A 24526-nucleotide genomic window follows, 5' to 3' on the forward strand; every position below is an offset into this window, starting at 1 on the left:
TTAACAAGTCTATTCAAATGTCCCTTTTACAACTGGACGCCCACTCTCCACCATGACTTTCCCCATCGCAATGACAGTGTCAATCTCTAGATTGTCATCAAGCAGTACTAGATCTGCCTCTCTTCCAGCCTCAATCCTGCCTTTTTGCGAAAGCTTCAAAACTGCGGCCGGATTTGCGGTGATGACACGGATGGCGACTTCAAGCGGGATGCCCTCAGATAAAACCGCATCCTTCACCGCCTCGTACAATGAGGAAACCTGGCCAATCTGCAAACCGATCAATTCACCATTTTCATCAAAATCAGGCAGGCTCGCCTGTCCGTCAGAGGTGAAGGTGATTTGTCCGATCTCTACCCCTGCATCAAGCATGCGTTTCAGCGCAGCGCTGCACTTTACCTCGCCTTCTTCAAGGAACTTTGGAATCGAACTTGTTGTAAAATCAACCCAGCCGCCTTTCTTCGCATATTCAATCCCTGCTTCGAACAGATGCGGGTTGCGGTTGATGTGGGTCGGATAAAACTGCCTGATGGGGATATCGGTATTCTCGACAACTTCCTCTATCAGCTTCAAGTGATCAAAGCTGTCACCGACATGGACATTGACGATCCCAGCCTTTCCGGCTAGCATCCCGCCAATCCTGGCAGCCGAAGCGATCTTCGCCAATTCTTCAGAAGTCGGCTGCGATGAGCGATGGTCGGCAATTGCGATTTCCCCGGCGCCGATGATTTTATCGATTAAAATGATATCGTCTTCGATTTTTCCGGTCAGCGTTTTGACCGGGACCTGATAGGAACCTGTCTGGACATAGGTGGTAATTCCTTCTTCCTCAAGTGCTCGGGCCTTGGCAATCAGGTCTGGCATCGTCCGGGTCGTCCCGTCGGTGCCGAGCACACCGACCAGGGTCGTGATGCCCGCGGTCGTTGCCTGTGTCAGCTGGATTTCCGGCGTCCTTGTGCGGAACCCGCCTTCCCCGCCTCCCCCAATCAGGTGGACATGAGAATCAATGAATCCGGGAACAATTTTTTTGCCAGTTGCGTCAATAACCTGTACTTCCACAAACCCATCAGGAACCTCAATCTCATCCTGGATAAATCCAATTTTACGATCAACAAGCAATATATCTTTCTTTCCCAGGTAATCTGGTGCGTAAATGTCTCCGTTCTTGATTAACGTCAGCACTAGGGTCCCCTCCTGCAATCTTTTTGCCCATTATAAACCAATGGATACCGCAATGATAATAAATATGATTGATACAGCTACTAACAGAAGCATGAATTTGCCAATGAATTTTGCCCAAACTCCCCAGTCAATCCTCGCTGCCCCCAGCGTACCAATTAATGCAGCTGAAGTCGGCACGATGATGTTTGTCAAGCCGTCACCAAGCTGGAAAGCAAGGACAGCAACCTGGCGGGATACCCCGGCGATATCCGCAAGCGGAGCCATTAAAGGCATTGTCAATGCCGCCTGGCCAGATCCCGAAACTACGAAGAAGTTGAAAACAGATTGGAACAAATACATAAACACCGCGGATACCGATGCCGGCAGATCGCCGATTGCCTGGCCTGCGCCATAAAGCATCGTGTTAAGCACGGACGGTGCATCCGGGCTGTCACCGCCAAGGATGATGACGATTCCTTTCGCCATGCCGACGACGAGGGCCGCTGGCAATAAGTCCTTCGCTCCGTCAATGAATCCATCAGCAATATCATTGACCTTCATATTGTTCAATTTAAAGATGACACCAATGATTCCGGCCACAAGTCCAATAGTGAAAAACTGTGAAGCGATTTCTGGAATATAGTAAGCGTGCTCAATAACTCCCCAGACAATCCAGGCGATACCAGCCACAATGGTCAAAATCACAAGGCTGTGGCCCAACGTGAATTTCACATTCAAATCGTGATTCTTCATATCCTTGCGGAAATAGTCGTCGCTTTTATAGGTAAGCGATCTTGCCGGGTTCTTCTTGATGCTTGCCGCATAACGCCATGTATAGACTATCCCGAGCAGTGTGAATACAGCCCACATCGCCATGCGGAACGGTGACTCGGACAAAACAGGCACACCGGAAATCCCTTGTGCGATTGCGACGCCGAATGGATTCATCCATGAAGTCGCGAACCCAATCTGTGTAGCTACGTAAGTAATCATCACGCCTGTAAGCGCGTCATATCCAAGCGCCACCATCAGCGGGACGAGGATCATCGCAAATGCGATCGCTTCTTCCCCCATTCCGAAAACAGCACCGCCAAGCGAAAATAAAAAGAACATGATCGGGATAATCAGGACTTCCCTGCCCTTTGTCTTGTCGATGACATTCAGGATTCCTTCCTCGATCGCCCTCGTTCTCATGATGATGCCAAACGCTCCGCCAATGATCAAAATAAAGGCGACAACGCCAACGGCAGAGCCCCATTTATCACCGGAAACCAAACCTTCAAAGACAAAGTTCAGGAAGCCCGCTTCTCCGCCTGCTTCAAACAAATCTGTACCTTTATGGACAGGATTTCCCTGTTCATCTTTAACAATCTGAAAACTCTCAGGATCCAATACAGTCTTCGTTTTTTCCTCACCATTATCACTATAGGTGATTTCCTTCGTTTCGAACTGGCCCACCGGCACCAGGTAAGTGACCACCGCTGCCAGAAGCACGACGAAAAACACAATAACAAATGTGTGAGGAACCTTCCATACTTTATTTCCCACCCCTTAAACCCCCCTTATAATAATAAAAAATAGCTCATTATAAGTTTTTGCAATTTTCGTGCCAATATTTAAGAATCCACTAAATCCTTGTATATACTCGTTTTGAGGATATCCAGCGATATTTTATTGGTTCTATATGGTTGCCTTAAATGGTACAATCAAACCAAACACAACCAAAAGGACCCAATAAATATGAAAAAACAACTTATTCTTTTAGCAGGAACTAAAGAAACAAGGCTTGCACTTCAAGAACAGCTTGAAAGCATACTAGGAAATTATGTTTCAATCCAGAGCTATTCCTCAGAAAAATCCTTGCCGAAAAGGATTTCTGATAAGATTGTCATTTATTCATCCTATCTGATCGAGGAAGAAGTGGAGCATGTCATCGGTGAAAACTGCGAGGTCATTATCGCGAACAGGACCATTAACCACCAGTTTATCGACAGGCTGTTCAGCCTTCCCGCGGGCACAAATGTCCTCTATGTTAATGACTTTCCCGAGAGTGTCAATGATTCCATCCATACCTTAAAAGCGCTCGGGATTGATCACTTACATTACCATCCGTATTTTCCGGGGATAAAATACCCCAAATCCATCGACATTGCCGTCACCCCAGGGGAAATGGAGCTGATTCCCGATTCAATCACAACAAAAATCAATCTTGGCGTCAGGCTGATCGATATTCACACAATCATGAAAATCGTTGACCGGCTTGTCTTGCCTGAAGCGCTCGGCATTCAGGTCGCCGACAGATATACGCGAAGGATCATTGAATTAAGCCAGAAGCTGTCATTCCTCAAAGAGGAAGCAGTCAAGTTAAACCAGTATCTTAAACATGTAGTGGATGGTGTCAATGACGGCATCTTGGCCCTGGATTCCACAGGCAGCATCACGGTTTTCAATGATGTCCTGGAGAAAATCACCGGCATCCCGAAAGAAAGGGCTTTGAAAAGAAAAGTGAGTGAGGTTTTCCAGAACCTCGATCTGCTTCACTTCCTTCTCCAAGAAGCGAGAGACGAGGTACCCTACCCATTCCTGGTTCGGAAAACGAATGTCATGGTTCACCGGATGCCCATTCACCAGGAAAATACGGTTGTGGCCACATTCAAGAACATGGACGAAACGATCGAGATGGAGAAAGCAGTAAGGCTTGAGCTCCAGAAGAAAGGATACGTTGCAAAGCATACTTTTGAAAACATCCTCGGTAAAAGCAAAGCAATCAAGGAGACGAAGAAAATCGCCCGCAAGCTGGCCAGAACCCACCTGCCAATCCTGATCCAGGGGGAAAGCGGTACCGGTAAAGAGCTTTTTTCAAGTGCCATACATATGGTATCGAACCGAAAGAATGCTCCATACCTGGCGATCAACTGCAACGCACTGCCTGAGGATTTGCTAGAAAGCGAACTGTTCGGTTACGAAGAAGGCTCATTTACTGGCGCTAGAAAAGGAGGCAAAAAAGGGGTATTCGAACAGGCGGATGGCGGCACACTGTTCCTTGATGAAATTGGAGATATCAGCATGAAGCTCCAAGCAAGGCTTTTGCGTGTTCTGCAGGAGCAGGAAATTCGGCGGATTGGCGGCACTAGGAATATCCCTGTCAATGTGCGGATTATCGCGGCAACAAACAAGAATCTCAAGAAAATGATTGAAAGAGGCGAATTTCGCGAAGACCTTTACCACCGTTTGAAAGTATTGTCACTCAGCTTGCCTCCTCTTAGGGAGCGCAAGGAAGATATCCCTTTATTGTTACAGCAGTTTATCTATGAAAGCCATAAGCCCAAAGCAAAAATCGAGAGCGAAGCAATAAAGAAATTGACAGCCATGGACTGGAAAGGAAATATCCGTGAGCTAAAAAACACTTTGCTTTACATGCTCGCTGTATCCGAAGGCGAAATCATTTCAACAGAAGATCTCCCGGTCGACCAGCAGGAAAAGAAACCGCCTGTAGAAACAGGAATGACTGGGTACATGAAGGCCAAAGAGTACAGAACGCTTCTTCAGTTCATAAAAGAATTGAACTCGTCGGGAAAAAGCGCTGGCAGGCCACAGCTTAGCCTTATGATGGCACAAACCAGCAATCCGCTTACCGAACAACAAATCCGCCTGCGTTTAAAAGAACTCGAACAACAAGGCCTTGTCATCGTCCGCAGGGGCAGAAGTGGAACAATGATTACCCAGAAAGGATTAGAGGAATTGGAACAGCATCTGAACAGTTTTTAGCATATAATGAACAGTAAAGTGATGGGCGAGGTGGCGGAAATATGTGTGTATCAAACAATGCAATCGAGCTTCAGGCATATCATTTTTTCGAAAAAATACAGGAAAGCTCCGTATATAACATTGTGCGAGTCGAGTTTATCGGCGGCACTTTTCTTGAAAGTGACCAGGAGGGATCCTTAAGAACTGAGTTTCAAGACATTGAAACTATTCCGTTGATCAAGGAGCTCGTCCTACAAACAAAAGCAGGAAAACAATTTATTGTGGAGCCGGATGAACTGGGGCTGCAATTTGCCAAAGGGGACCTGAGCTATAAGGAATACCTTTTAGCTAAAAAAGACAATTCCCGGGCTATGCTTTGGTATACTTCGGCATTCACAGTTTTCTTCACCACCATGGCCTGGGCTTTTATCAATTATTTTCAATAGGAACTTGCTATTCATAGGCCCATCATTTATTTGATAGCCTATAGGGAAAGAATCAGCATTTTTTCATCTCTTCTTGACACTCTTTCATTATCACACTATAATTTCAAGTAATGTATTTTAATAAGTTGAAGCGTTGAAGAGAGTCTATTAAGCCGGTCTCCCTGTTAAAAGAGAATCAGTGGTTGGTGAAAACTGATACAAAGTCCTGGTGAATTTCGTTCTTGGAGCTTTTCCTTTTTTAAAAAAAGGAACGGGTTTGGCCGTTATCCAGTAACTTGAGCGGGAAGCAGCATGCTTCCAAATAGGGTGGTACCGCGTGTTCAGCCACGTCCCTATCCAGATTGATGGATAGAGGCGTGGCTTTTTATTTTGCCGTGACATCCATCATCCAGCTGAAATAGAGAGAAAAAGGGAGAAATCAACATGGAGAAAGAACAATGGTCATCGAAAATCGGGTTTATACTGGCTGCTGCCGGTTCGGCAATTGGCATCGGAGCGATCTGGAAACTGCCATATGTAACGGGAGTGAGCGGCGGCGGGGCATTTTTCCTGATGTTCATTCTATTTTCGTTATTCATCGGGCTGCCCTTATTGCTGGCGGAGTTTGTCATCGGCCGCAGTACCGGTAAAGAAGCGATTCGCGCCTACTTGGAAATCGCGCCGAAAAGCAAATGGTATTTGATCGGGATACTCGGTGTCGTTACCAGCTTTGTGCTGCTGAGCTTCTACAGTGTGGTCGGCGGATGGATCAGCCTTTATTTTATAAAAGGACTGGCTGGCGGAGTAATCGAAGAGGGAGCTGATTATGGGGAATTGTTCGGACAGACGATCAGCAGTCCCTTGAGTGTGCTCACAGCCCAGGCTGCCTTCTTGTTGTTCACGATTATAGTCGTGGCTAAAGGAGTGCAATCTGGTATTGAAAAAGCAAGCAAAATCCTGATGCCAGCCTTGTTCCTGCTTTTCATCATTCTGATCATCCGTTCACTGACGCTTGATAACGCGCTCGATGGGGTGAAGTTTTTCCTCGCTCCTGATTTTTCAAGCATCACTTCGGAAAGCATCCTGTTCGCGATGGGACAATCGTTCTTCTCCCTGAGTGTCGGTGTATCGGTGATGGTCACCTACAGCTCATACCTGCCGAAAAAAGGCAGCATCGTCCAGCCTGCACTATCGGTTGTCGGGATGAATCTTTTTATCGCGCTGCTTGCCGGGCTGGCGATCTTCCCTGCAGTTTTCTCGCTTGGATTCGAACCAGCGGAAGGCCCGGGACTGCTATTTGTCGTCCTGCCAGCCGTCTTTGAACAAATGGTTTTCGGCGAACTGTTCCTGCTTCTGTTCCTGGCATTATTCCTGTTCGCAACCCTTACCTCGGCATTCTCAATGCTTGAGATCGTCGTTGCCACCCTCGCGAAAGGCGACCGGAGCAAGCGTGCAAGATTTGCCTGGATAGCCGGCGGATTGATTTTCCTGCTTGGCATCCCTTCAGCCCTTTCATTCGGAACGATGGCTGAAGCGACGATTTTCGGGAAGAACATCTTCGACACAGCTGATTTCCTTGTAAGCAATATCCTGATGCCGCTCGGGGTACTGCTGATTTCGATATTCGTCCCACTTAAAATCAAAAAGGAAGTACTGCGCCAGGAGCTGCTGCAGCAATCGAAGGCCGGAAGCTGGCTCTTCACTCTCTGGTACAATGTGATGAGGTTTGTCGTGCCTCTAGTTATTATCATCGTGTTCCTTGATTCACTAGGAGTTTTATAATTGGAAGCTGACAATACGTCAGCTTCTTTTTTCATGCAATCATAAAAACTATCATCAGTATAATTTTTCCCATTAAAGCAAAACCTGTTGAGTAGATGATTGCACTGGAGGGATTTTGATGTTCTTCAAGAAAAAGAAAGCAGAAGCCGACAACAGCAGCAAGAATCAAAAAAACCTCGAAGAAAAGGAATTAATCCCTGCAGAAAAGGCTGATTTCATCCAAAAAATGAGAGAATGCCTTCATGATAGTGCGGATTTAAATATCAAGGAACTCCAAAATGGCTTTACACTGATTTTCTTGGATACATTGACGGATAAGAAAATGCTGAATGAAGATGTACTGCTTCGTCTCGAAGATGCTCAAGCTTTTCCGAACGATGCCCTTAAGCATATTACAGTTTCAAGTACTGCCAAGCATAAATATGTTGAAGAAGTGATTGATAAAATTTTACATGGAGCAGTGGTGGTCCATTCGCCAGGCCACCCTGTCGTCATCAGTGCAATGGTTGGCACACAGGAAAACCGGTCCTTGACCCGGCCGGAAAATGAGTCACAGGTTTTGGGGCCTCAAATCGCCTTTAACGAGAGTCTTGCAACCAATATATCTCTGATTCGGAGATTTCTCACCAATCCCAATCTATGCAATGAAAACTTCACTCTAGGGAAACAAACGAAATCAGCAATATCGCTTCTCTATTTAAAAGGGATTGCTGACGACGATATGATCGAACGGATGCGTGAGCGGATCAAAACCATCGACATTGACGGGATCCTTGACAGCTCAATTCTGGTACAGCTCATTGAAGACAATTCATTTGCCATTTTTCCGCAGCTGCTGCTGACAGAAAGACCGGATCGTGCCTGCGCCTGGCTGTTGAATGGGAAAATGGTGGTCCTGGTTGATGGCAGTGTACAGGTTATCGGTGCACCGCAAACATTCATCGAGTTTTTCCAGAGTATGGAGGATGAAAGCGTTAGATGGCAAATCGCGAGCTTTCTCAGAGTCCTAAGGGTGTTCTCGATGGTTGTATCGATTTTTTTCACGGCGATCTACGTGGCAGCCTTGACCTTCCACTATGAAATTATCCCGCAAACACTGCTGATTCCGCTTGGAGAGTCAAGGTCACGCGTACCGTTCCCGCCTATAATCGAGGCATTATTGCTGGAAACCATGATTGAGCTCTTGAGGGAAGCGGGGGCCCGGCTGCCAACGAAGGTCGGCCAGACAATGGGTATCGTTGGCGGTATCGTCGTCGGAACTGCTGCCGTAGAGGCGGGATTCACAAGCAACATCCTGATCATCATCATCGCCGTAAGTGCGCTCGCCTCGTTTACAACGCCAAATTATATGATGGGCAATGTTATTAGAGTCTTGCGTTTTCCATTAATCATTCTGGCAGGGTTTTGGGGATTTTACGGACTAATGGTTGGCTTTTGCTTCCTGCTGATCCATCTTCTCCGCCTATCCAGCCTGGGAACACCGTTTTTGGCGCCTTTTTATCCGCCAAGATTTGAAGACTGGCGGGACAGTATCATACGCCTGCCTATCGGATGGACAAACAACAGACCGCTGCAGACTAGGCCAATGGACAGATTGAAGTATCAGAAACGAAAAACCAAAGAATAAGTTGTGGTGTTATAAATGAAAGTTCTCATCGAGCCTAAACCCCAAAACATGGTCAATACCTTCTTGCTCATTTTCGTGATCCATTCTATGCAGGTGGGCGTTGGGATCCAGGGCTTCCAGCGGATCATCTATATGGAAGCAAGGCATGACGCCTGGATTTCCGTCATTCTCAGCGGGGTTGCCACTGCAATCATAGGGTTCATTATGATAAAAACATTAAGTGTATATGAGAATTCAGATATATATGGAATCCAATATGATGTACTTGGAAAGTGGCTCGGTAACTTGATCAATATCTTGTTTGTCCTCTACTTTCTTGGAGGCTTCCACGTCATCGTTCGGAATTATATCGAAGTTCTGCAGGCATGGGTTTTTCCTGAAGTCCCGAACTGGCTGATTGCTCTGACTCTCGTATACCTTATTTACTATGGCTTGAATGGCGGGCTTCGGACAGTTGTCGGTGTCAGCTTCTTCAGCGTCGTACTATCCCTGTGGCTGATTCTGCTGCTCGCCTATCCCTTCCAATTTACCAATTGGGATTACTTATTTCCTATGTTTGAAGCGAAAATAACTGAAATGCTGAGAGGGGCAAAGCAAATGACATTCACGGTCATCGGCTTTGAGATCATATACGTTATCTATCCCTTTTTAAAAGAAAAAGACAAGGTCCATAGATATATGCAATATGGTCTTGGATTTACGACCATCCTGTACCTTGTGCTCATGGTTGTCTCCCTGGCCTATTTCAGCGGCGGCCAGCTTGAACGTACGATTTGGGGTACACTTTCCCTTTTTAAAATTGTCCGCTTTCCCTTTATCGAACGCTTTGAATACGTGGCAATCACTTTTTGGGTCTTGCTGATCCTGCCAAACCTGATGCTCTATATGTGGGCAGCCACTCGGGGAATTTCAAGGATTTTTAATGAAAAAGAACAGAAGGTCAGCTGGATTCTGCTTCTACTAATTTACCTGACCCTGCTCTATCCGCTCACAAGGGTCCAAATCAATATGATGAACGACTATTTTGCAAAGGGTGCCCTCTATATTGTTTTTGCCTATCCATTATTTCTATTCAGTGCTGTCCTGATCAAAAAGAAATTTTTCCGTAAAAAGGATGAGGCCAATGTGCAAAAAAATGAATAAGCTTATGATAGTCTTGCTTATAATTATCCTCTCTGGCTGTGCAGAACAGAAAACACTGGAAAAGATGGGTTTGCTCACAACAGTGGGCTATGATCTTACAGAGGATCAGCAGATTCTGGCGACAATGGTGCTTCTCCAAATCGACCCGGAGGCTCCGCAAAGTTCTGTCATCCTGACGGCAAAATCGGCAACAAGTAAAGGGGCGAGAAATGAGGCAGATTTGAAAAGTCCTAAAAGGCTGCAGTCAGGGCAGCTGAGGGTGGCACTTTTCAGTGAAGAAGTTGTCCGTACCGGTCTTATCAATCTGGCAGATACACTCGCACGCGATCCCTCGATCAGTGATCTCACCTATCTTGCGGTAGTCGAGGGGAACACAAATAAGCTCCTTAACCATAGGAGTGAACAATTTTCCGATATCAGCCAGCTCATCTATAAGGAACTCGACCAAAACATAAAAGGTGAAAAAATTCCATCCTCCACTCTGCAGGAAGTATTGCATGATTACTATGCACCAGGTATTGATCCAGTCTTGCCCACTTTAAAAGCTGAAAAGGGCATGGTTAAAATCACCGGCATGGCCCTGATCAAGAATGATAAGATGGTCGGTAAGATCAATCCAAAAGAAGCCTTTTATTTAAAGCTGGTCAATGACCGCTATAAAGCAGGTGCGATTGAACTTGAAATCGATAAGGAAGATTTCAATCTGCCAGAGTCTACTGAATCTCCCGTCAAACTGGCAGTGGTTCTTGACACAATTCACAGCAAAAGTGACATCAACCTGATCAGCAAGGAAAATCTCCAATACGAACTGAAAGTTAAATTGCAAACAAGACTGCTCGAGATCAACCAGGCACTGGACTTAAAAAACCCCAAAGAGCTCTTGCTGCTCGAAACCAAGCTAAAAGAAAAAATTACCTCAGATATTGAAAAATTGATCAAAAAAGCACGGGCATCAGGGGCAGATCCATTCGGGTTTGGAGAGATCTATCGAAAAAGTGTCAGACAGGCCAATTTGACCCCTGAGAAGTGGCATAGCATGTATCCAGAAAGCAAAGTCGATGTGAAGATCGAGTTTGAGATTATGAGGACTGGAGTCGTGGAATAAAAAGGCTCTCTTCTCAAACTTTGTTGCTAATAACTACAAAATAGGATTGATGACTCATGTTCCTTTACAAAATTGAGAAAAGAGCTTGCACACTTAATTTCGAACTAGAAAATGGCTTTTTATCACGTTAACAACAATCTTTATGAAATAAAAAAAGCGGGAGCCCGGTGTGTGGGGGCTCCCGCTTTGTTGTGATGTTTCATCAAAAGTTGGTTGGCTTTGAAGTCGGAAAGGCAGGCCCTGAAATTTCATTGAGAATATTCCAGGCCAGTCCTTTTGAACTTGCGATTTGATATCAATGTTCGCAAATCAGAACCCGATAGAGGGGTATAAGTCCCTTCCTTCAGCCACTTCTAAATTATTGTAACTCTATTCCGGCCTTCATGCTTAGACTGATACAATCCTCTATCCGCCCGGCTGATTAATGTATCGACTGATTCACCCGATCTAAACTCAGTCACCCCAAAGCTTACTGTCTGTCTGCCAGCTGTTTTAAAATGGTATTCACTGATTTTTAAGCGCAGTTCTTCAGCCAGCTTCCGTGCATTTTCACCGGATTGAGAGGAAATGATAATAAACTCTTCCCCTCCCCAGCGGCCAAATTGTTCATTGGGTGTCAGGTTTTGTTTCACAAGCCCGGCTAATTCCTTAAGGACGGTATCCCCAACTTTATGTCCGAATGTATCATTGACAGCCTTAAAATAATCAATATCGAAAAATAATATAGATACGGGTACTTCCTTTGCTCCCGACACTTTTTCATCCAGCCAAATGTCTATTTGATGACGGTTCGCGGTTCCGGTCAATGCATCAGTAAAAGCATTCTCTTTCATATTTTCAAAGTCTGAAAAAAGCCTAATTAAATTCCGGGAGAAATAAATAATCAGAATGTAAAAAAGATAGGCTACATAAAACTGAATAACCGATATTAAGTAATCCTCGGACATTTCAGGGTAATTCATTAAACCCATAACAAAGAAGACAAAAAATACAGCTAGAGAGAAGACAAGCCCTCGCCTTGCTCCGAGTATAAGAAAAAAGCTGAGAATCACAGCAGGAACCCACATGACTGTAACTCCAAACGCACCAGCTTTGTCAGTGGCAATATAATTAAAAAAGCCATCGTATACTGTTCCTATATGCATAACAGAAATGATGATTAATGTTCCATACTCCACAAGAGGCATGAGCCGTTTTTGATATAACAGTATTAAACTGATTGTAAACCAGAAAGTCAGAACCACTGTAAGTATTAAATATTTCCCATGTCCTGGCTGGTTGAATACGAAAAGGATGTAAGAAACCATAGCCAGCAGACTGGGAATGATCATACTTAGATAGACAGTCCTTTTAAAGTCCTTCAGAGAGCCCAATTTCCCCATTATGTTTTCCCCTTTAAGTTAAAAGAGACCAAACAATCATCTGATTAGTCCCATTATACCTTGGAATCGGCAACTGGCTGACGCAGCCTTGCCCGGCCTTAACCCCTACAATATTGTCTTAAAAGAATTTGCCGTTATATCCAAGTTTAATTTATAATCAATTTTTAGCTGATAGCTAAATTAGTTACATATAAAGGAACAATCTATAAAAATAGAAAGTCCTTCGAGAGACTATCTCCAAGGACTTTCCAGCTTACCAATCAATTCTTCCAGTTGAATTTGACAAGCTTTCAAAGAAACAATATTAAACAACGGCACTGTCCCACTTCTTTTCCTCCTGGACAAAAAGGATGCCAAGTTCGTGGTGATCGCCTTCATACAAAGCCCTTTGCACGAAGCGGATTTGCCCGTTCGTATCAAGGACTTCAAGCTTGCAATGCGCCCTGTTCCGTGACAAAGCCTCATAGAAGGTTTGTTCATCACGGACATTCGTGCCGTTGACCTTTGTGACAAGCTCGCCTACACCAAGAGCCATTTTATCGGCCGGGGATTCAGGCAGGATACCGAGAATCATCACACCATGGTTCTTTTTCGAAAAATAGAACGGCCTGCTCTCTTCCTGCATCCTTTGCATGAGCGTCAAGGCTTCCCTTCCGATCATGGCGATCGCAACAGCTGCAATGGACGCGATTGGGTACCAGTATCCCGCAGCGGCAATCAGCGTGATCAAGATACCAAGCCCAACGACCCGGCTGCCCAATTGACTGACAGCTTCTTTTGGCAGCATCCCCTGGATTTGCTGATGCATGCCAATCGCAAATGGAACGAGAATCAGTGAATATGTATTGTCTCCAAGCGCGAACACAGGCCACCACTCGAACGGAAGCGTCAGGATTTCGCCGGGAATGAGCATGAATGCCGGAACCATCCATAGTCGCTTCACCTCGTGGACACCAACCGTCTGGCCACGCTTGCTCTTAATTAATTTAGGAGAGGTTCCCTCTTTTCCACTCCGTAAAATAAGGAAGCCTTCGCCAATTGTCAATAATGCTAATAAAATCGCAATCGATGGAAAGATTTTTTCATCAAGACTTGAAAATAAGCCGCCTGCTATCGGGAGATTGATTTGCCTCCCTGACAGGAAGATCAATGCAAAAAACGCTGCTCCGACCGTAAATACAGGAGAAAGCAGCCTGACCCTTGTTGTCAGACCTAACAGCAGAGTTGCAGCAGCAACTAAAACAATTGCTGCGAATGGAATCGCGATTCCCGCGGCAATGGTTATGATTGATATGGCAAGCCCGACAAGCAATCCCAGCGGAAACAGCTGCCTGAGCTCAAAATAAGCATCCTTAGCCCTCACCGTAAAGTTTTTCCGCTCCCGCTTCACTCGCGAAACACCTAGGACAGCAGCCAAAAATAAAGAATAATAGAACACAGGGTGAAGCAGAAGCCTGCCCATCCCTTTCAATAGTTCAATGAACCAATCCTGTGCCACCCCTATGTCACCAGCCTTCATAAATTACATGATATTAAGCTTATTCTATCAAATCTGAGGGGTAAAACCTATCAATAGTTGAGGAAACTTGATGGGATTTTTTTCTTGTAGAGTTGTTGTGGAACGAAATCTTGCGAGGGAGTCAGGAATTTGATCAACTATAGGCAGATCTTAGGTGTAGTCAGGCATTAATTGTACTTCCAAGTATGAAATTCATCCAATTTCGGGATGCTTTTAAGAGGGGTTTCTTTTTAAAAAGGCAGCTAGAAAAATTATTCTCTTAATCAGACGCAATATTCTTCCACTCCTCTGAGTGAATTGCCCAAACAATCGGCGGAATTGCCCAAAACTCAGCCGGAATTGCCCGATCAATAGCCAGAATCGTGCCGTCATCCAAATTAAGGAAATAAAATGTACCCCATTTAATCAATTCAAATGAGGTACAGCTTCTTTTATTGATTCGCCAGCAGCCTCAATGCGGTCTGCAGCTGAAGGTCGTTTTCTTCTTGTTTCATCGCTTTTCTGGCCGCGTCCTCGAGTGCCGAGGCTGTTTTTGCATCGATGACACCTGTTACGGTCATGTCATTATTGCGCTGGAATGCTTTGACGGCAATTTCCGTCATGCCGCTGAAATATCCATCCGTACGGCCCGGCTCAAACCCGAGGCCGGTAAGGATTTCCTGGGCATTTTTGACCTGCTCGTTATTCATGTCCAGCTTGAGCGGCTTTTCGGCCTGGATAGGGTGGGTATCATAAAGCGCCGGCTGATTGACCTCGACGGTTGGCTCGATGCCTTTTTTATGAATCCAGTTGCCATCCGGCGTCAGCCATTTGAACAGCGTCAGCTTGATATTGCTGCCATCCCCCATCGGCACAGCCTGCTGGACTGTCCCCTTGCCGAAGGTCTTTTCGCCAATGACTGGATAGCCGCCGGCTTCCTTCAATGCCCCGGCCAAAATTTCCGATGCGGATGCACTGCCATCATCTGTCAGCACAGCAACCGGATACTGCTTCGCTTTTTCCAGATTGGAGAAGTAGCGAGTCTTATCACCGCTGCGTTCTTCAATTTGATAGAGTGGCTTCTCCTTGGAAATCAACTCTCGTAAAATTTCTTCGACACTGGAAAGCAGCCCGCCCGGATTGCCCCGTACATCGATCAGAAGCGCATCCATTCCTTCTTTTTCAAAAGCCTTAAGCTCATTATTGAACTCTTTGGAGGTATCCTCTGAAAAAGAGGTAATCTCCATGTAACCAATCTTCTCTCCGTTCACCTTTTTCATGTCAGCATGGACGGTAATCTGCGGGATTTCATCACGAATCACTTTGACCTTCAGCGAATCCTTCAAGCCTTTTCGCTCGATTTCCAGCACAACAGGTGTCCCTTTTTTGCCGCGAATTTTCAAGGTCGCCTCATATAAATCCAATCCCTCGATACTCTCGCCATCGACCTTTAAAATCTGGTCATTCGGCTTCAAACCCGCTTTCTCTGCGGGGGAATTTTTAAAAGGAGAAACGATCACGATTTTTCCATCGACCGTGCTGACTTCAGCACCAATTCCTTCAAAAGACGACTCCAGCGTCTCATTGAATTGCTTGGCCGTTTCCTTGTCCATATAGACGGAATACGGATCCTCCAGGGTTGAGAGCATTCCCTGGATCGCTCCTTCAACCAGCTCTTCTTCTTCTACCTTTTCAACGTAACTGTTAAAAATCAAACTGTATGCCTGCTCGACTTTTTCGAGACTGCTTGCATCGCCTGCCTCTGCTCCTGCATGATCCTTCAGGGGCACAATCTGGCGTTCCTGCACACCTGCCTTGCTTTCGTACCATTGCATGCCGGCATATGTACTTCCCGCACCAGTCAGCAGCGAGCCCGCCATCAAAATGGCAATCCACTTACGCTCCATTGCCAAACTCCTCCCTGTTTACCGCATCTACTGCTCCTCTGCCGTAAAAATTTCTATGATTCCCATTATATGACGAACAGGGACAGGGTATGAAGGATTAATTTTGGATCGAACTTCCAGATGGTTATATATTACAAGTTTCTAAGGCTTTAAAGCGGGAAAAGAAAAAGGAAGAGACTTTTCGTCTCTTCCTCAGTAATTTTAGTTAAAGTATGGAACTGGATTTACTGCATTCGACTTTGAAGCATTCCATTCACCTTTGTGAAGTTCAAAGTGCAAGTGCTGACCGAAGGATTGTCCGGTATTACCCATTACACCGATTTGCTGTCCTTTTGAGACTACTTCACCATTTCCTACATGGCGGCTGCTCATATGGGCATAAACTGTGGTGTAGACTTGTCCATTAATAGAGTGAGCTACAAAAATGGCGTTTCCATAGCTAGATGAATAGTATGAACGGATGACAACACCGTCAGCGGCAGCGACGATCGGCACACCGCTGGCTTTATTCGCGATATCAATACCCGCATGGAAAGAACCCCATCGAGCGCCAATTCCTGAAGTCAACCTTCCATTGGCCGGCCACATGAACATGCCATTAGAGACTGGCGATGCTGTTTGTTCAGCAACAGTTTGAGTGTTGCCTCCGCCTCCGCTGCTCTTCTTTGCTTTTGCTTGTGCTGCAGCTCTCTGACGCGCAAGCTCTGCTTGTCTTGCTCGCTCTGCAGCAAGTGCTGCCTGGCGTTTTTGCTCAAGTTGAATGGCCTTCTGGATCGCAGAAGCCTGTGAGGCCAGGATTGCATTCTGCTCCTCTAACTTAAGGTTTTCCTTGTGTAATTCTTCTTCCTCATGCTTAAGCTGGCTCATGAGTTTATTTTTCTCGCGGATTTTCGCGTTCAATCTCTCTTTGAGACCTACCAAATCCTGCTTCATACGATTAAGTAACGCAAGTTTTGATTCTACTTGCTGCTGCTTTGTTTCCAGTTCTTCCTTGTCCAATTGATGCTGCATAATAATATCCTTGTCTGCCTGGACAATGGTTGTGACAGCACTTACGCGGTCGATGAAATCACCGAAGCTTTGCGCTCCCAGCAATACATCCATATAGCTGACTGTTCCGCCGCTTAATTGAAGGGAGCGGGCACGATCCTTCAGCAATTCATTGCGTTTTGCAATACGATCTTCTAAAACAACTATCTCAGCTTTTAATGTTTCGACTTCTTGTTCAGTCGCTTTGATTTCCGCATTTTTGGCTTCAATCTTATTCAATGTATCTTCAACAGTCATATCGAGGTTTCGAACTTCCGCTTCAATCTGGTCCTGCTCACTTTGCAGTTCACCGATTTTATTGCTCTTCTTCTCAATTTGCTTGTTTACTCCAGATCTTTCATTCTGAAGCTTTTCCTTTTGCGCTTTCAAATCTGAAAGGCTTTCTGCTGTAACTTGATTCACTGTTAGTGGGCTTAACAAGGATCCCAGGCTTAAAGTACTGACTAACGCTAGTGAGAGTATCTGTTTTTTCACTAGATCTTTTCCCCTCTCATACTTATAGTTTCGTAACTTTATTTCTCTATCTATCGTCTATTGGCAATTTCTCTACACTTTCAAAAACTTACGGACGGACATAAGACTTCCCCAGATTCCAATTGCAGCACCCATGATGATCAGGATTGCCGATAATTGATAAACAAACGGGTTAAATTCAAGCAATTTGATGAAGTGGTCTTTCAATCGATCGTTCAAGAAATCGTATGCATAATAATAGGCGCTGGATACGACAGCAATAGGTATCACTGCCCCAAGTATGCCAAGCCATAATCCCTCTAAAAAGAACGGCCATCTAATGAAATTATTCGTTGCTCCTACAAGTCTCATAATCTCAATTTCTCGTTTACGGGCCATGATGGTTATTTTAATCGTATTGGATATCAGGAACATCGCTGTGAACAGAAGGCCGACAATCAGTATAAGGCCGACATTGCGGCTGATTTTTATGAAGCTGAACAGCTGCTCTACCTTACCCTGCCCATACTTTACAGAGGTTACATATTCCTGTTTTTCAATTAGCTTTGCGACTTTCATTGTATCGGTTGGGTTTTTCGTCTTTATGACGAACACGTCATTTAACGGATTATCTTGTTCAAAAAGCTTGTAAGCCTCTCCTTCTTCACCCATGCTTTCTATTAGGGCTTCGAGCTCCTGCTCTTTAGGAGAATATTTTACGCTTTTGACTTCCGGAACCTGTTTGATTCTTTGTTCCAGTACCGCTTTATCTTTGTCGTTCGCTGCTACATCCACATGGACTCGGATTTCTACATCTTCCTCGATCGTGGTTGCGACTTTATTTAAATTCATCATAATGACGAAAAAGACACCGACCAAAAGCAAGGTGACCGTTACGGCACTTACGGATGCAAATGTCATCCAGCCGTTCCTGCCCAAGCTTTTGAAGCTTTCACGGATGTGGCGGCGGAATGTTCTAGCTTTCATATCCGTATTCACCTTTCACTTCGTCACGGGCAATCCTGCCATTTTCAATCGCAATGACGCGATGCGTGATTGTGTTGACGATTTCTTTGTTGTGGGTAGCCATGACGATCGTGGTTCCCCTTAAGTTAATTTCTTCAAAAATGTTCATGATTTCCCATGAAGTATCGGGATCAAGGTTTCCAGTTGGCTCATCGGCAATCACCACTTTCGGTGCGTTCACAATTGAACGAGCAATGGCAACACGCTGCTGTTCCCCTCCTGATAGCTCGGTAGGAAGCGCTCTCGCCTTATGCTTAAGTCCGACAAGTTCCAGGGTTTCCATTACACGCTTCTTGATATATTGCGGCTGTTCCTCGATGACTTCCATCGCAAAAGCGACATTTTCATAGACTGAAAGAGTATTCAGCAATTTGAAGTCCTGGAACACGACGCCAATATTCCGGCGCAGCAATGGTACTTTGCTGTCCTTCAGCTTTGCTAGATTGACACCATTTATAATGATGGAACCTTTGGAAGGCTTGACCTCCCGGTACATCATTTTGATAAAAGTGGATTTTCCAGCACCGCTGGGCCCTACTACGTATAAAAATTCACCTGCATCTATATGAACATTAATTCCATTGGCGGCAACAATGCCGTTAGGATATGTTTTATATACATCCTGCATATCTATCATTTTTGTATCACCTTAGATAGTTAGTCTTATCGATCGGCTATTCTTCGACAATTTGTAACAAACCTATTATAGCATCTCCCTATAGTAAAAAAACCCTTTTAAATATTACAGTTTCTTTTCAAATCGGGTATTTTGTTCCACTAAATTCCTGCGGTGGATATTCTATCTATTGATATGATTGCTGTTTTGCTTACCAAGCCAGCTATTTACCTAGTAAAATACTGGTATTATCCACTTTTCTATTTAGTAGAATTTTTAGTTTTATTACCGCAATGTTACAAGTCTTTGTCGTAACTTGTATGGACATTTTGTGAAGCTTGCTGAATTGCTAAATAATTTGGCGATTTTACGAAAATGTATAAAGACAGCAAATTTACTATAGTTGTATTGGAAAGAACAGCACAAAAAAACGCCCTGTAACCAGGACGTTTCCTTATAAACTTATTTTTTGTTAGCCAGCCACTCAGCCACTGCTGTTGCATCTTCGCCTTCTAGCAATCCTTTAGGCATTGAGCCCTGGCCGTTTGCGATAACACTTTCAATTTCTTCTTGTGATAAACGTGAACCTACATCGCTTAGCTTAGGTCCTACTCCGCCTTCCAGGTCGCCGCCATGGCAGCTAGAGCATTTTTGATTATAGAGCTTTTCTGGATCCGCACCAGCTGTGTCGCCACCGCCGCCGCCAGCTTCGTCGCCGCCGCCGCCACAAGCTGCCAGTGCCAAGGAGGTTCCCATTAATAGAGCTAATAATTTCTTCTTCAACTTAACTCCCCCTAAGAAAATTTTGCATACACGACTATTTTATACCAATATCAAGCCCTTTTAAAACCCTCACCCAATACCTCTGAAGCATCCATGACAATGACAAATGCTGATGGGTCAATGGATTGGACTAATTGTTTCAATTTTGTGAACTCCGTCTGGTCCACGACACACATGATAATTGGCCGTTCCTGGTCCGTATAGCCGCCGTATGCTGATAGTTTTGTCACTCCGCGGTCTATTTTATTCAAAATCGCTTCACGAACTTCATCCTGTTGGTTTGTAATGACCATTGCCATCTTCGAGCGTCCAATACCGACCTGCACAAGGTCAATCGTTTTACTAGTCACATAAAGCCCGATCAACGCATAAAGACCGCGTTCAATATCGAATACAATCGCTGCAGATAATACAATCAGTCCATCAATCAACGCCACACAGGTACCAAGTGATAGACCAGTGTACTTATGGATAATCTGCGCCGCCAAATCTGTACCGCCAGTCGAGGCATTTCCTCTAAAAACAATGCCAAGACCGAGACCGACACCAATACCGCCGAACAATGACCCAAGCAAAGGATCGAGAGTCCATGGCTTTACGTCATTCGTCAGGAACACGACAAATGGAAGGAAGATGGTCCCTGCAAGAGTTTTATACCCATACTGTCTCCCGAGTAAAACAACCCCTGCGATAAACAGCGGTATATTAAAAGCCCACTGCACATATGCCGGCTCCCAGCCGAGCGTCGCATCTATAATCGTACTGATCCCGCTGACCCCGCCGGAAGCAACCCGGTTCGGCAGCAAGAACACATTGAACGAAATGGCCACAATCCCGGAACCAATCAACACATAAATATATTCTATCAGCTTCTCTAAAGTTGGATTTATCGTATGATTTCGCCGTTTTTTCACAGTCCTATCCCCTTTTTCCTTTAATGCCGTCAGTGAGTATAGCACGTGTCGAATTTTCTGTAAACGCTAGCAGTGCGCCGTGTTAAAGGAGCAAAGTCGTTTTTGAATTCTTCTCTTATGTTGCGTTATTTGCGGCTTATTTGATGTAAAAGCAAAGTTATCGTTCACTAACACTACTTACTATAAAACAGAGCATATATTATAGAAACAATTCGTCTAGTTTATTTTGCAAGTGAAATTTTGTACTAATTAGTTGAGATTGTGAAATTATGAACAATTTTTGACGTTTCACCAAATACCCTTACCCCTAGACGTACCATGTGATATATTTCACGTATAAGGAGGCGATCATATTGATTAGTCTTTCCTGTAGAAAAGAAAATTACATTTTTTTATCATCTCGCATGCTCACTATTACACAATATCCGAATCCAGCATCTGGCCAGACTGTAGATTATGGATTGTAAATAAAGAGCGTGTAAGTAACTGACCAAAATCAAATTGAAACGATATAAATTTTTCAGAAAGAGGGTAATATAAATGGCTAAAAAAGTAGTGATCGTAGGTGGAGTTGCTGGCGGAGCTACAACGGCTGCGCGTTTAAGAAGATTGGATGAACAGACAGAAATCGTGATGATCGAACGCGGTGAATATATTTCTTTCGCAAACTGCGGACTTCCTTATTATATTGGCGGGGCAATCCAGGAACGCGACGCATTGCTTGTGCAGACAGTTGAAGGCATGTCCAAGAAATTCAACATGGATATCCGCAATTTGAGCGAAGTCACACGCATCGACCGCGAGCGCAAAGTGGTTGAAATCAAGAACCTTAAAACAGGCGAAACTTATGAAGAGAGCTATGATGTGCTTGTTTTATCACCAGGGGCAAGTCCAATTAAGCCTCCGATTCCAGGAATCAATGAAGCAGAAGCATTATTCACGCTTCGAAACATTCCTGATACTGATAAAATCAAGGCGTATGTCGATGAGCAGCAGCCGATGAAAGCGACAGTCATCGGCGGCGGCTTCATCGGTGTCGAAATGGCCGAAAACCTTTGGGAACGCGGTGTCGAAGTGACATTGGTCGAGATGGCTGACCAGATCATGGCGCCAATCGACTTTGAGATGGCTTCTATTTTACATCAGCACCTTCGTGAAAAAGGCGTGAACCTTGTCCTTGAAGATGGCGTAAAATCTTTTGAAAAAAACGGAAAAATCATCAACCTGAACAGCGGCAAGCAAATCGACACTAACCTCGTTATCCTTGCGATTGGCGTTGCTCCTGAAAACAAATTGGCTAAGGAAGCTGGGCTGGAGCTTGGACTTCGCGGTGCCATCCGTGTCAACGAGCGCCTGCAGACGGCCGATGAAAGCATCTACGCAATCGGTGACGCAATCGAAGTGAAGGACTATATCAATGGACAGGCAACTCACATTCCGCTTGCATGGCCGGCCAACCGCCAGGGACGCATCGTCGCTGACCATTTCAACGGCATCGATTCCAAATATCAGGGCACGCTTGGCACATCGATCGCGAAGGTGTTCGACATGACCGTTGCGGCAACTGGAAATAATGAGAAGACATTAAAGCGTCTTGGCATTTCTTACGATGTCGTCCACGTTCACCCAAGCTCTCACGCTGGATACTATCCAGGAGCATTCCCGATCGCGCTAAAATTGATATTTGACCGCGAGACAGGAAAAATCTTCGGTGCACAGGCTGTGTCTTATGATGGTGCCGATAAGCGCATCGACGTATTGGCGACTGCCATCAAAGGCGGCATGACGATTTTCGACCTGCCGGATCTTGAACTGGCATACGCCCCTCCATACTCTTCTGCAAAAGACCCAGTCAACATGGCTGGCTATGCAGCGAAAAATATTGCAGAAGGTCTCGTGGAAACGGTGCAATGGCATGAAATCAACGACATCCTTGCTGACGGCGGCTACCTGATCGACGTCCGCGAGCCAATCGAGCGCGATATGGGCATGATCGAGGGATCTGTTAATTTTCCATTGGGAGAACTCCGCGACCGTCTTGGCGACATCCCGACAAAAGAAGTTTACGTTTACTGCCAGGTCGGCCTTCGCGGTTACCTCGCTACACGCATCCTGATGCAGGCTGGCTTTAAGGTTCGAAATCTGGATGGCGGATACAAGACTTACTCTTGCGTGTTCGAGCCAGATGCAAGCGAGAACTGTGGTACACCGATCAGCGACAATGGCGTTGCCCAGCGTAATGCTGCGATGGAAGAAATCGCTGCTGGTTCTGCCCAGTCTAGTGTTGGATTGGCTGCTGAGGCGGCTCCTGTTGCTCAGGCCCCTGCAGCTCCTGCCGTGGCAGCTGTACCGCCGACTGTAAAAACGACTCTTGACGCTTGCGGCCTGTCTTGCCCTGGTCCGATCATGAAGGTGTATAAAACAATCGGCGACATGCAGGACGGCGAAGTGATGGAAGTCCACGCAACAGACCCAGGCTTCGCGAAGGACATCAAAGCGTGGTGTGAGAAGACTGGCAACAAACTGATCAGCAACAAGTTTGAGGATAAGAAGTTCAAAGCCCAAATCATGAAAGGCAATGCCGTCGTGCCATTGAATACGATGGCCGCTCCTGTTGAGGTTCCAACTTCGGCTCCGGCTAAAAATGGCGCGACGATGGTCGTATTCAGCGGTGACCTAGATAAAGCCATCGCAACATTCATCATCGCATCCGGCGCGGCGGCGATGGGCAAAGAAGTAACCTTGTTCTTCACCTTCTGGGGACTGAACATCCTAAAGCGCAACGACGCACCATCAACCGAGAAAGACATGATGGCAAAAATGTTCAGCATGATGATGCCAAAGGGCGCGAACGACCTGCCATTGTCCAAGATGAACATGGGCGGCATGGGTTCCAAGATGATTAAGACAGTCATGGCTAACAAAAACGTCGACAGCCTTGAAAATCTGATGAAAAACGCCATGGACGCCGGCGTCAAACTAGTAGCCTGCGGCATGAGCATGGACATCATGGGCATCGCAAAAGAAGAACTCATCGACGGAGTCGAAATCGGCGGCGTAGCAGCTTATCTCGGTGATGCAGAGGATTCCGGTTTGAATTTGTTTATCTAATAACGGTTTGGAGAGCCGCCTTCCATAGTGGGAGGCTGCTTTTTTGCTGTTTTCCTTCCTTTTTCAGGAAGAAGGTGCAATTAACTCTAATAATGGTGCAATTAATTAGCAGTAACGTGCAATTAATTCAAATAATGGTGCAATAACCTAAAACAACAGTGCAATTATCCCCCTCTATTAACAGAATAATTTTTCCAGCAGCAAAGTGAACTATATTAATACACGATATGACGCCAAAACTATACTTTTTGATTCTTCTAGCTACCTCCGTTTCATCCAAAAACGCACTTGCGTAAGATTCAGAATAGCTTTTCACACGTATTTAGAGGAAAAATTGAAGTTTTTTTGGATAGTTACCTTTTTTACTCTAGATCGGTTCGGTGCTTGCTCACTAGATTGTGCTTCTTAACTAGATTGTCCTCACCTTGGCACATGGGGTTGTTAAAAATAGGTAATTGAGGGCTGAACCGCTGTTTAGTTAAAGTTACCTTTATTATTCCAAATTAGTTTGATGCTCGCCTACTAGATTTTGCTCCTTATCTGGGTTGTCCTCTATCTTGGCGCATGGGGTTCTTGTAAATAGGTAATTGAGAACTGAACCGTTGTTTAGTTGGAAGTTACCTTTTTTACTCCAAATTGATTTGGTGCTTCCCTACTAGATTGTGCTCCTTATCTGGATTGTCCTTCTCTCCTGACACTTAGGGTTGATATAAACAGGTATTTGAGACTCCGACAGTTGAAAGATACCATTTCTCCAACCGACAGCAACAAAGATAAAAACCTCTCTCTCTTTAACAGG

Annotated in this window: 17 protein-coding genes and 1 other annotated feature; of the genes, 7 read left to right on the forward strand and 10 right to left on the reverse strand. The window is 45.2% G+C overall.

The window, feature by feature from the left end:
• Positions 1–9 precede the first annotated feature (9 nt).
• Together iadA and yfcC are read right to left on the reverse strand one after the other, a co-directional pair.
• Positions 10–1179: a beta-aspartyl-peptidase gene (iadA, locus tag J7E35_RS01045; RefSeq protein ID WP_214776350.1), complete on the reverse strand. Its 1170-nt coding sequence runs from the start codon at positions 1177–1179 to the stop codon at positions 10–12.
• A gap of 30 nt (positions 1180–1209) precedes the next feature.
• A complete protein-coding gene (yfcC, locus tag J7E35_RS01050) occupies positions 1210–2706 on the reverse strand; it encodes a putative basic amino acid antiporter YfcC (RefSeq protein WP_214776351.1) in 1497 nt (498 codons plus the stop codon).
• A gap of 192 nt (positions 2707–2898) precedes the next feature.
• Between yfcC and J7E35_RS01055 the strand changes: the two genes are divergently transcribed.
• From J7E35_RS01055 to J7E35_RS01080, 6 genes are all read left to right on the forward strand, one after another.
• Positions 2899–4926: a sigma 54-interacting transcriptional regulator gene (locus J7E35_RS01055; protein ID WP_214776352.1), complete on the forward strand. Its 2028-nt coding sequence runs from the start codon at positions 2899–2901 to the stop codon at positions 4924–4926.
• 41 nt (positions 4927–4967) lie between these two features.
• On the forward strand, positions 4968–5351 hold the full coding sequence (locus J7E35_RS01060; protein WP_214776353.1) for a hypothetical protein: 384 nt from the start codon (positions 4968–4970) through the stop codon (positions 5349–5351).
• Positions 5352–5475: 124 nt separating this feature from the next.
• Positions 5476–5688 (forward strand) — a binding site (T-box leader).
• A gap of 86 nt (positions 5689–5774) precedes the next feature.
• On the forward strand, positions 5775–7112 hold the full coding sequence (locus J7E35_RS01065) for a sodium-dependent transporter (RefSeq protein WP_214776354.1): 1338 nt from the start codon (positions 5775–5777) through the stop codon (positions 7110–7112).
• A gap of 118 nt (positions 7113–7230) precedes the next feature.
• Positions 7231–8739, forward strand: coding sequence for a spore germination protein (locus J7E35_RS01070; RefSeq protein WP_251040690.1), 1509 nt, complete (start codon positions 7231–7233; stop codon positions 8737–8739).
• A gap of 15 nt (positions 8740–8754) precedes the next feature.
• Complete coding sequence (locus tag J7E35_RS01075) at positions 8755–9882, forward strand: GerAB/ArcD/ProY family transporter (protein ID WP_214776355.1); 1128 nt, start codon at positions 8755–8757, stop codon at positions 9880–9882.
• Entirely contained in the window at positions 9863–10987 is a 1125-nt protein-coding gene (locus tag J7E35_RS01080; protein WP_214776356.1) for a Ger(x)C family spore germination protein, read from the forward strand. Before J7E35_RS01075 ends, J7E35_RS01080 begins: the two co-directional genes overlap by 20 nt.
• A gap of 353 nt (positions 10988–11340) precedes the next feature.
• Here J7E35_RS01080 and J7E35_RS01085 read toward each other — a convergent pair whose 3' ends face one another.
• The 8 genes from J7E35_RS01085 to J7E35_RS01120 all read right to left on the reverse strand — a co-directional run bounded on the left by J7E35_RS01085 (position 11341) and on the right by J7E35_RS01120 (position 20616).
• A complete protein-coding gene (locus J7E35_RS01085) occupies positions 11341–12369 on the reverse strand; it encodes a GGDEF domain-containing protein (RefSeq protein ID WP_214776357.1) in 1029 nt (342 codons plus the stop codon).
• A gap of 304 nt (positions 12370–12673) precedes the next feature.
• Positions 12674–13867 carry a PDZ domain-containing protein gene (locus J7E35_RS01090; protein WP_214776399.1) on the reverse strand — a complete coding sequence of 398 codons (1194 nt, stop codon included), beginning with the start codon at positions 13865–13867 and terminating at the stop codon, positions 12674–12676.
• A 452-nt stretch (positions 13868–14319) separates the two neighbouring features.
• The gene (locus J7E35_RS01095) at positions 14320–15774 is read right to left on the reverse strand and encodes a S41 family peptidase (protein ID WP_214776358.1); all 1455 of its coding nucleotides are present in this window, start codon (positions 15772–15774) and stop codon (positions 14320–14322) included.
• Positions 15775–15975: 201 nt separating this feature from the next.
• Positions 15976–17298: a murein hydrolase activator EnvC family protein gene (locus tag J7E35_RS01100; RefSeq protein ID WP_214776359.1), complete on the reverse strand. Its 1323-nt coding sequence runs from the start codon at positions 17296–17298 to the stop codon at positions 15976–15978.
• Between the two features lie 72 nt (positions 17299–17370).
• Complete coding sequence (gene ftsX / locus J7E35_RS01105; RefSeq protein WP_214776360.1) at positions 17371–18264, reverse strand: permease-like cell division protein FtsX; 894 nt, start codon at positions 18262–18264, stop codon at positions 17371–17373.
• Positions 18254–18940, reverse strand: coding sequence for a cell division ATP-binding protein FtsE (gene ftsE / locus J7E35_RS01110; RefSeq protein WP_214776361.1), 687 nt, complete (start codon positions 18938–18940; stop codon positions 18254–18256). Before ftsE ends, ftsX begins: the two co-directional genes overlap by 11 nt.
• Before the next feature lie 441 nt (positions 18941–19381).
• Positions 19382–19702: a cytochrome c551 gene (gene cccB, locus J7E35_RS01115; RefSeq protein WP_214776362.1), complete on the reverse strand. Its 321-nt coding sequence runs from the start codon at positions 19700–19702 to the stop codon at positions 19382–19384.
• Positions 19703–19752: 50 nt separating this feature from the next.
• Positions 19753–20616, reverse strand: a complete 864-nt coding sequence (locus J7E35_RS01120) for a YitT family protein (RefSeq protein WP_214776363.1) — start codon at positions 20614–20616, stop codon at positions 19753–19755.
• 540 nt (positions 20617–21156) lie between these two features.
• Here J7E35_RS01120 and J7E35_RS01125 point away from each other — a divergent pair.
• The gene (locus J7E35_RS01125) at positions 21157–23727 is read left to right on the forward strand and encodes a CoA-disulfide reductase (protein WP_214776364.1); all 2571 of its coding nucleotides are present in this window, start codon (positions 21157–21159) and stop codon (positions 23725–23727) included.
• The last annotated feature ends 799 nt before the right edge of the window (positions 23728–24526 follow it).

The sequence above is a fragment of the Bacillus sp. ISL-45 genome, from assembly GCF_018613195.1.
Lineage (GTDB): Bacteria > Bacillota > Bacilli > Bacillales > Cytobacillaceae > Mesobacillus.

What these genes read in the sequence shown, in the direction of transcription:
- J7E35_RS01055 (WP_214776352.1), top strand. Translation starts at nt 2,899, where the DNA reads ATGAAAAAACAACTTATTCTTTTAGCAGGAACTAAAGAAACAAGGCTT.
- J7E35_RS01060 (WP_214776353.1), top strand. Translation starts at nt 4,968, where the DNA reads ATGTGTGTATCAAACAATGCAATCGAGCTTCAGGCATATCATTTTTTC.
- J7E35_RS01065 (WP_214776354.1), top strand. Translation starts at nt 5,775, where the DNA reads ATGGAGAAAGAACAATGGTCATCGAAAATCGGGTTTATACTGGCTGCT.
- J7E35_RS01070 (WP_251040690.1), top strand. Translation starts at nt 7,231, where the DNA reads ATGTTCTTCAAGAAAAAGAAAGCAGAAGCCGACAACAGCAGCAAGAAT.
- J7E35_RS01075 (WP_214776355.1), top strand. Translation starts at nt 8,755, where the DNA reads ATGAAAGTTCTCATCGAGCCTAAACCCCAAAACATGGTCAATACCTTC.
- J7E35_RS01080 (WP_214776356.1), top strand. Translation starts at nt 9,863, where the DNA reads ATGTGCAAAAAAATGAATAAGCTTATGATAGTCTTGCTTATAATTATC.
- J7E35_RS01085 (WP_214776357.1), bottom strand. Translation starts at nt 12,369, where the DNA reads ATGGGGAAATTGGGCTCTCTGAAGGACTTTAAAAGGACTGTCTATCTA.
- J7E35_RS01095 (WP_214776358.1), bottom strand. Translation starts at nt 15,774, where the DNA reads ATGGAGCGTAAGTGGATTGCCATTTTGATGGCGGGCTCGCTGCTGACT.
- ftsX (WP_214776360.1), bottom strand. Translation starts at nt 18,264, where the DNA reads ATGAAAGCTAGAACATTCCGCCGCCACATCCGTGAAAGCTTCAAAAGC.
- ftsE (WP_214776361.1), bottom strand. Translation starts at nt 18,940, where the DNA reads ATGATAGATATGCAGGATGTATATAAAACATATCCTAACGGCATTGTT.
- J7E35_RS01125 (WP_214776364.1), top strand. Translation starts at nt 21,157, where the DNA reads ATGGCTAAAAAAGTAGTGATCGTAGGTGGAGTTGCTGGCGGAGCTACA.